This is a genomic window from Bradyrhizobium sp. S69, from assembly GCF_009766005.1.
Lineage (GTDB): Bacteria > Pseudomonadota > Alphaproteobacteria > Rhizobiales > Xanthobacteraceae > Bradyrhizobium.
This window is the reverse complement of sequence record NZ_LMUK01000059.1, coordinates 79,112-85,901: the sequence shown is the minus strand read 5'-3', so window position 1 is coordinate 85,901 and position 6,790 is coordinate 79,112. Positions and strand designations below refer to the sequence as shown.

Sequence of the window (6,790 nt, the reverse complement as noted above, 5' to 3'; positions counted from 1 at the left end):
TCCCCTCAACCCCCCGCCGGTCACGGCGCCCTCCGAGCCGGCGGGTGTATCTTCCCCTTTTCCCGAATTGGCGGTTGCGATCGATCGCGAGCGGCGGCGCGGCCGCGGCGCGCAATCCAACGCCAGCGGCCGTTTTGAGGCCGAAGCCCGGGTTGCGTTCGACGATGGCTGGCAGAGCCTTGACGAATTGCCGCCGTTCAAGACCACCGTCGGCCTCGACACCGCGCGAAAAGTCATCACCCGCAACGAATCGCCCGATATCGGCTTCGACCGCTCGATCAACCCCTACCGCGGCTGCGAACATGGCTGCGTCTATTGCTTCGCGCGGCCAACCCACGCCTTCCTCGGGCTGTCGCCGGGGCTCGATTTCGAATCCATGCTGTTCGCCAAGCCCGATGCGCCGGCGCTCTTGGAAAAGGAACTGGCGGCGCAGGATTACGAGCCGCGCATGATCGCGATCGGCACCAACACCGATCCCTACCAGCCGATCGAGCGCGAACGGAAAATCATGCGCGGCATTCTCGAAGTGCTGGAACGATCAGGGCATCCGGTCGGCATCGTCACCAAATCGGCGCTGGTGACCCGCGATATCGACATTCTGGCGCGGATGGCCAAACGCAATCTCGCCAAGGTGGCGATCTCGGTCACCTCGCTCGATGCCAAGCTGGCGCGCACCATGGAGCCGCGGGCATCGACGCCGCCGAGGCGGCTGGAGGCGCTCAGGCAATTGTCGGAAGCGGGCATTCCGACCACCGTGATGGTCGCACCCGTGATCCCCGCGCTGAACGATTCCGAGATCGAGCGGATTCTCGACGCCGCCGCCCATGCCGGCGTCAAGGAGGCCAGCTACGTGCTGCTGCGGTTGCCGCTCGAAGTGCGCGATCTGTTCCGCGAATGGCTGATGGCGAATTATCCCGACCGCTACCGCCACGTCTTCACGCTGATCCGCGACATGCGCGGCGGCAAGGATTACGATTCGCAATGGGGCACAAGGATGAAGGGCACCGGCCCGATGGCCTGGATGATCGGCCGCCGCTTCGAGATCGCCTGCGAAAAACTCGGGCTGAACAAACGCCGCTCGAAATTGACCACCGATCATTTCATCCGGCCGGAGCGCGGCGGGCAGCAATTGAGCTTGTTTTAATTGCTCACGTCGTCCCGGCGAAGGCCGGGACCCATACGCCGTGGCCTCTCGTTTTTGCATGGTGGTAGACGCGTTCCTGCAACAGAAGCGCCAGGGGTTATGGGTCCCGGCCTTCGCCGGGACGACGCGAAGTTTTTGCGCGAAGCTGAATAGCGGGAATTCCTCACGGTTCCCGGTTGCGCGGTATGCCCCGCTTGCGCAACCTTGCCGCATGATTCGCAAAGTCCCTGAAAAAGATCCGGCCAAACTGCCCAAGGGCGTCATCGCGGTGGCGCCGCCGAGCTTTCGCCGCGAACGCGCGCTGATCAAGCGCGGGGTCTGGCCGGTCGCGGGCTGCGACGAGGCTGGGCGCGGTCCGCTGGCCGGCCCGGTGGTGGCAGCAGCCGTGGTGCTCGATCCGAAGCGGATCCCCAAGGGCATCGATGATTCCAAGCGGCTGACGGCCGAGCGCCGCGAGGAGCTGTTCGAGGAAATCTGCACGACGGCGTCGTTTGCGGTCGCCTTTGCTTCGCCGGCGCGAATCGATCGGGACAACATCCTGCGGGCCTCGCTGTGGGCGCTGGCGCGCGCGGTCCATGCGCTGCCGGAAATGCCCAAGCACGTGTTCGTCGACGGCCGCGACAAGCTCGATACGCCGTGCGACTGCGACGCCGTGATCGGCGGCGACGGCCTGGTGCTGTCGATCGCGGCGGCATCGATCGTCGCCAAAGTGTCCCGCGACCGCCTGATGTGCGCGCTGGCGCAGGATTGTCCGGGCTATGGCTTCGAGCAGCACAAGGGCTACGGCGTGCCGGAGCATCTGCGGGCGCTGAATCTGCTCGGCCCCACCGCGCATCACCGCCGGTTCTTCGCGCCGGTGGCCGCCGCCCGGGCAAGACATCAGGCGATGACGATCGATACTGGCCGAGAAGCGACGGAAAGCGCGGTCGAGGTCGAGATTTTGGCGGCGATCTGACGCCGGTTGCCTCGGCGGCTGACGCGCTCTATCACACGTTCGGGATCGAACAGGGCGGCCGTTCGATTGGGGCATTCCGGGCGGTTCATGCGTTTCACCTCGCTGATTATCGAACTGATCCGCGCCCGGCCGCGGCTGGTGGTCTGGATCGTGGTGCTGGCGCAGGCGGCGTTGTGGCTGATCCTGCCGTTGTTGTTGTATCGAAGCCCGCCCGGTGATCTCGCAACCGTGCTGGCCTATGGCCGGGAATACCAGGTCGGCACCGATCTCGGTCCGCCGCTGGCGTTCTGGCTCGCCGACATCGCGTTTCGCGCCGCGGGCAACCACATCTTCGGCGTCTACCTCTTGGCGCAGCTTTGCGCGGTCGCGACGTTCTGGTCGCTCTATCTCTTGGCGCGCGCCGTGGTCGGCGGACAACAGGCGGTGCTTGCGATCCTCTTGACGATGACGGTGGTGGCCTTCAGTTCACCCGGCGTCGAGTTCGGCCCCTTGGTGCTGGCGCGTCCGCTGTGGGCGCTGTTGCTGTTGCATTCCTGGCAACTGATCGGGCAGGGCCGCCGCAATGCGTGGTTTGCCTGGTCGATCGAAGCCGGGCTGTTGTTGCTGACGACCTCGGCGGCGATCGGCCTGTTGCTGCTGGTCGCGGCCTTCGCGCTCGCGACCGCGCGCGGCCGGCGCACGCTGAAATCGTTCGATCCGCTGTTTGCGCTGCTGGTGATCGTGGTGCTGACGCTGCCCTATCTGGTCTGGCTGATCCGCGCCGACACCCTGATGTGGCCGCATTGGCCGGCGCTGTCGGATTTGCATGCACGGGCGCTGCACTGGGGGCGGCTGCTCGGGGGCCTGCTGCTGGCGATGTCCGGCATCGTGCTGCTGGTGGTGCTCGACACCGGCTGGTTCGCGCGCAACGGCGAAGATGCCCCGATTATCTTCCGGCCGCCGGTCGAGCCGGTGGCCCGCAACTTTGTCTATTTCTTCGCGATCGGTCCGGCGCTGGCCGGCAGCCTGGTAGCGGGGCTGTTCGATCTTGACCGCGTGGTCGGCGGCGCCGGCATCGCGCTGTCGATGTCGGGACTGGCGGTGATCGTGGCGGCCGGCGATCTCATTCAGGTGCGGCGGCAACGCGTGCTGCGCACGGTCTGGGCCGCTGCGATCGCGGTGCCTGCGCTCGCGGTCCTGGTGACGACGATTTTCCTGCCCTGGACCGGCGGCGGCGAGGCCGCGACCTCGCTGCCGGCCAAACCGATCGCGCGATTCTTCGGCGACAGTTTTGAGCGGCGCACCAACCAGCGGCTGCGCGCGGTGGCCGGCGATCCCACGATTGCCAGCCTGGTCTCGCTCGACAACGGCCGACCGCATCTGTTTCTCGACAAGACGCCGGAACGGACGCCGTGGCTGACGATGGAAAAATTCAACCGGACCGGCGGCGTCGTGGTCTGGCGCGCCTCCGATACCGACGGCCGGCCGCCGGCCGATATTGTGCAGCTTTTTCCGGGCCTGGTGCCGGAAGTGCCGCAAGCCTTCGATCGGCTGGTCAACGGCAGGCAACCGCTGCTGCGGATCGGCTGGGCCATCGTCCGGCCGAAGGGGCCGTGAAGTTATCTCGGCCGTCATCCCCGGGATGAACGCAATTGCGTTCACCTCCGGGATGACGTCGGAGATAGCTTCGCAGCCCCTCAAGATGAGGTCTGAGATCGTCTGGATCGAAGAATCGTAGGGTGGGCAAAGGCGCTCTGGCGCCGTGCCCACCATTTGATGCGCTGCTCGTGATGGTGGGCACGCTTGCGCTTTGCCCACCCTACGGAGTTGTCTGCTCCAGCGCCTTGGCGATCGCGCGCAGATCGAGCCAGGTCATCCGCTTGTAGGACGGCGAGCGCAGCAGATAGGCCGGATGGAAGGTGGCGATGGCGCGGATGGTGCGCGTGCCGGTGTCGTAGTTGAGCCATTTGCCGCGGGTGCGCATGATGCCCTCGCGGGTTTGCAGCAAGGTCTGCGTCGAGGGATTGCCGAGCGTGACCAGCACGTCCGGGTTCACCAGTTCGATCTGGCGCTGGATGAACGGCAGGCAGATTTGCGTCTCCTGCGGCGTCGGGGTGCGGTTGCCGGGCGGCCGCCATGGAATCACGTTGGCGATATAGGCCTTGCTGCGGTCGAGTCCGATCGTCGCGATCATGCGGTCGAGCAGCTTGCCGGAACGCCCGACGAACGGCAGGCCTTCGATGTCCTCGTCGCGGCCCGGCGCTTCGCCGACGAACATGATGCGGGCTTGCGGGTTGCCGTCGGAGAACACCAGCCGCGTCGCGGTATGTTTTAGCGCGCAGCCGTCGAATGTTTCCAACAGCGCCCGCAGCGCTTCCAGCGAAGGCGCGGTTCGCGCGGCGTCCCGCGCCGAGGCGATCGCAGCCTCCGGCGCCGCTGCGACCTCGCCACGCGGGGCCGGCATCACGGCCGGCTGCGGCCTGACCGGTTGGGGGAGCGCCGGCTCGCTTGCCGCCGGGGCGGCGACGGCGGCAGGGTCGGACAGCCGGTTGACCGCCTCGTCCGCCAGCGCGCAATCGACCCCGGCCTCCAGATAAAAGGCGAGCAATTGCTTGATGGTAGGGGCCGGTTCGGGGGTCATGGGCGGAAGCTTTGCGACATCAATCCAGCTTAGGATGCATTGCGCCATGACGAAACACCCGAAGCGGTATTTCCATGGTTGTTATCAGTCGAAAAATCGGAAACAAACGGTCTTTAGATGCGTTCTCGATATCGGGCTGAGATCAGATCATGAGCACTGAAGAACTTCCGCCGCGCGAATCCATGGAATTCGACGTTGTCATCGTCGGCGCCGGGCCGGCTGGCCTGTCGGCGGCGATCCGGCTGAAGCAGCTCAATGCCGATCTGACCATCGTCGTGGTGGAAAAAGGTTCCGAGGTCGGCGCGCATATCCTGTCCGGCGCGGTGATCGATCCGGTGGCGCTCGACAAGCTCGTTCCGGACTGGCGCGAGGACGCCGACTGTCCGCTGAAGACCCAGGTCAAGGACGATCGCTTCTATTGGGCGACGGCGCGCAGCGCATTTCGGCTGCCGAATTTCGCGATGCCGCCGCTGATGCACAACCATCACTGCTATATCGGCTCGCTCGGCAATGTCTGCCGCTGGCTGGCGCCGAAAGCCGAAGCGCTGGGCGTCGAGATTTACCCGGGCTTTGCCGCGGCCGAGGTGCTGTACGATGAAAAAGGCGCGGTGCGCGGCATCGCGACCGGCGACATGGGCATCGCGAAAGACGGCTCACACAAGGACTCGTTCACGCGCGGCATGGAACTGCTCGGCAAATACACGCTGTTCGCCGAGGGCGCGCGCGGCAGCCTGACCAAGCAGTTAATCGCCAAATTTTCGCTCGATGCCAACAGCGAACCGCCGAAATTCGGCATCGGGCTCAAGGAAGTCTGGGAGATCGATCCCGCCAAGCACCAGAAGGGCCTGGTGCAGCATACGTTAGGCTGGCCGCTGAACAATACGACCGGTGGCGGCTCGTTCCTCTATCACTATGACGATAACAAGGTCGCGGTCGGCTTTGTCGTGCATCTCAATTACGACGATCCTTATCTCTCGCCGTTCGACGAATTCCAGCGCTTCAAGACCCATCCGGCGATCCGCCCGCTGTTCGAAGGCGGCAAGCGGCTGGCCTATGGCGCGCGGGCCATCACCGAGGGCGGCTATCAATCGGTGCCGAAATTGAGTTTTGCCGGCGGCGCGCTGATCGGTTGCGCGGCGGGGTTCGTCAATGTGCCGCGTATCAAGGGCGTACACAACGCGATGGGCAGCGGGATGCTGGCGGCCGAGCATGTTGCGGCGGCGCTGGGCGCCGGGCGCGTCAATGACGAACTGATTGAATATGAGAATGCCTGGCGCTCGTCTGCCATCGGCAAGGATTTGTACCCGGTCCGCAATGCCAAACCGATGTTGTCGAAGTTCGGCACCATGCTCGGAATGGCACTCTCCGGCTTCGATATGTGGTGCAACACGCTGGGCTTCTCGCTGTTCGGAACCCTGTCGCATGCCAAGCCCGACCGCAAGACGCTGGATGCGGCCAAGGCCCATGCGCCGATCGCGCCGCCGAAGCCGGACGGCAAGCTCACCTTCGACAGATTGTCGTCGGTGTTCCTGTCCAATACCAACCATGAAGAGGACCAGCCGGTCCATCTGAGGGTCGCCGACATCAACCTGCAAAAGACCTCCGAGCACGATGTCTATGCCGGGCCGTCCAACCGCTATTGCCCGGCCGGCGTGTACGAGTGGGTCGAGGAAACCTCAGGCCCCAGGTTCCAGATCAACGCCCAGAATTGCGTCCATTGCAAAACCTGCGACGTCAAGGATCCCAACGGCAACATCACCTGGGTCCCGCCGGAGGGCGGCGGCGGTCCCAATTACGAGGCGATGTGACCACGATTGCGTGAGGCCGCCCGGGGCACGTGGGGTTCTCGCAGCCGGAAAACCCGTCAAACAACTGGTGGGCGGCTTCGGGCCGGATCGGCCCGGGCGTTTGGCTGCGGCCGAAGGCCACGATAACGCCACACTGCAAGCGCTTTGAGGCATCACTGGTTGAATTTGCTGATAAAATGCTGGTCGTCGCGGTCGCAATGCCAATCGATTGAGCGGCCCTATCCTTGCGGTTGAACGTCAAACGCGGCATTGTCGCCCATCTT

5 protein-coding genes are annotated in these 6,790 nt (G+C 64.9%); 4 read left to right on the top strand and 1 reads right to left on the bottom strand.

Annotation, left to right across the window (positions count from 1 at the left end; all coding sequences use genetic code 11):
* The 3 genes from GSQ88_RS31605 to GSQ88_RS31595 form a co-directional block, all read left to right on the top strand.
* The coding region (locus GSQ88_RS31605; RefSeq protein ID WP_159011998.1) for a PA0069 family radical SAM protein at nt 1-1,144 on the top strand (1,144 nt) is incomplete at its 5' end.
* Nucleotides 1,145-1,355: 211 nt separating this feature from the next.
* Nucleotides 1,356-2,099, top strand: a complete 744-nt coding sequence (gene rnhB, locus GSQ88_RS31600) for a ribonuclease HII (RefSeq protein ID WP_159011997.1) — start codon at nt 1,356-1,358, stop codon at nt 2,097-2,099.
* A gap of 87 nt (nt 2,100-2,186) precedes the next feature.
* Nucleotides 2,187-3,695, top strand: coding sequence for a glycosyltransferase family 39 protein (locus GSQ88_RS31595; protein ID WP_159011995.1), 1,509 nt, complete (start codon nt 2,187-2,189; stop codon nt 3,693-3,695).
* Between the two features lie 202 nt (nt 3,696-3,897).
* Here GSQ88_RS31595 and GSQ88_RS31590 read toward each other — a convergent pair whose 3' ends face one another.
* Nucleotides 3,898-4,719: a uracil-DNA glycosylase gene (locus GSQ88_RS31590; protein WP_159011993.1), complete on the bottom strand. Its 822-nt coding sequence runs from the start codon at nt 4,717-4,719 to the stop codon at nt 3,898-3,900.
* Between the two features lie 149 nt (nt 4,720-4,868).
* Between GSQ88_RS31590 and GSQ88_RS31585 the strand changes: the two genes are divergently transcribed.
* On the top strand, nt 4,869-6,527 hold the full coding sequence (locus GSQ88_RS31585; RefSeq protein ID WP_159011992.1) for an electron transfer flavoprotein-ubiquinone oxidoreductase: 1,659 nt from the start codon (nt 4,869-4,871) through the stop codon (nt 6,525-6,527).
* Nucleotides 6,528-6,790: the final 263 nt, after the last annotated feature.

Excerpts from the sequence above, each read along its gene's own strand:
- rnhB (WP_159011997.1), top strand. The coding sequence starts at position 1,356 with ATGATTCGCAAAGTCCCTGAAAAAGATCCGGCCAAACTGCCCAAGGGC.
- GSQ88_RS31595 (WP_159011995.1), top strand. The coding sequence starts at position 2,187 with ATGCGTTTCACCTCGCTGATTATCGAACTGATCCGCGCCCGGCCGCGG.
- GSQ88_RS31590 (WP_159011993.1), bottom strand. The coding sequence starts at position 4,719 with ATGACCCCCGAACCGGCCCCTACCATCAAGCAATTGCTCGCCTTTTAT.
- GSQ88_RS31585 (WP_159011992.1), top strand. The coding sequence starts at position 4,869 with ATGAGCACTGAAGAACTTCCGCCGCGCGAATCCATGGAATTCGACGTT.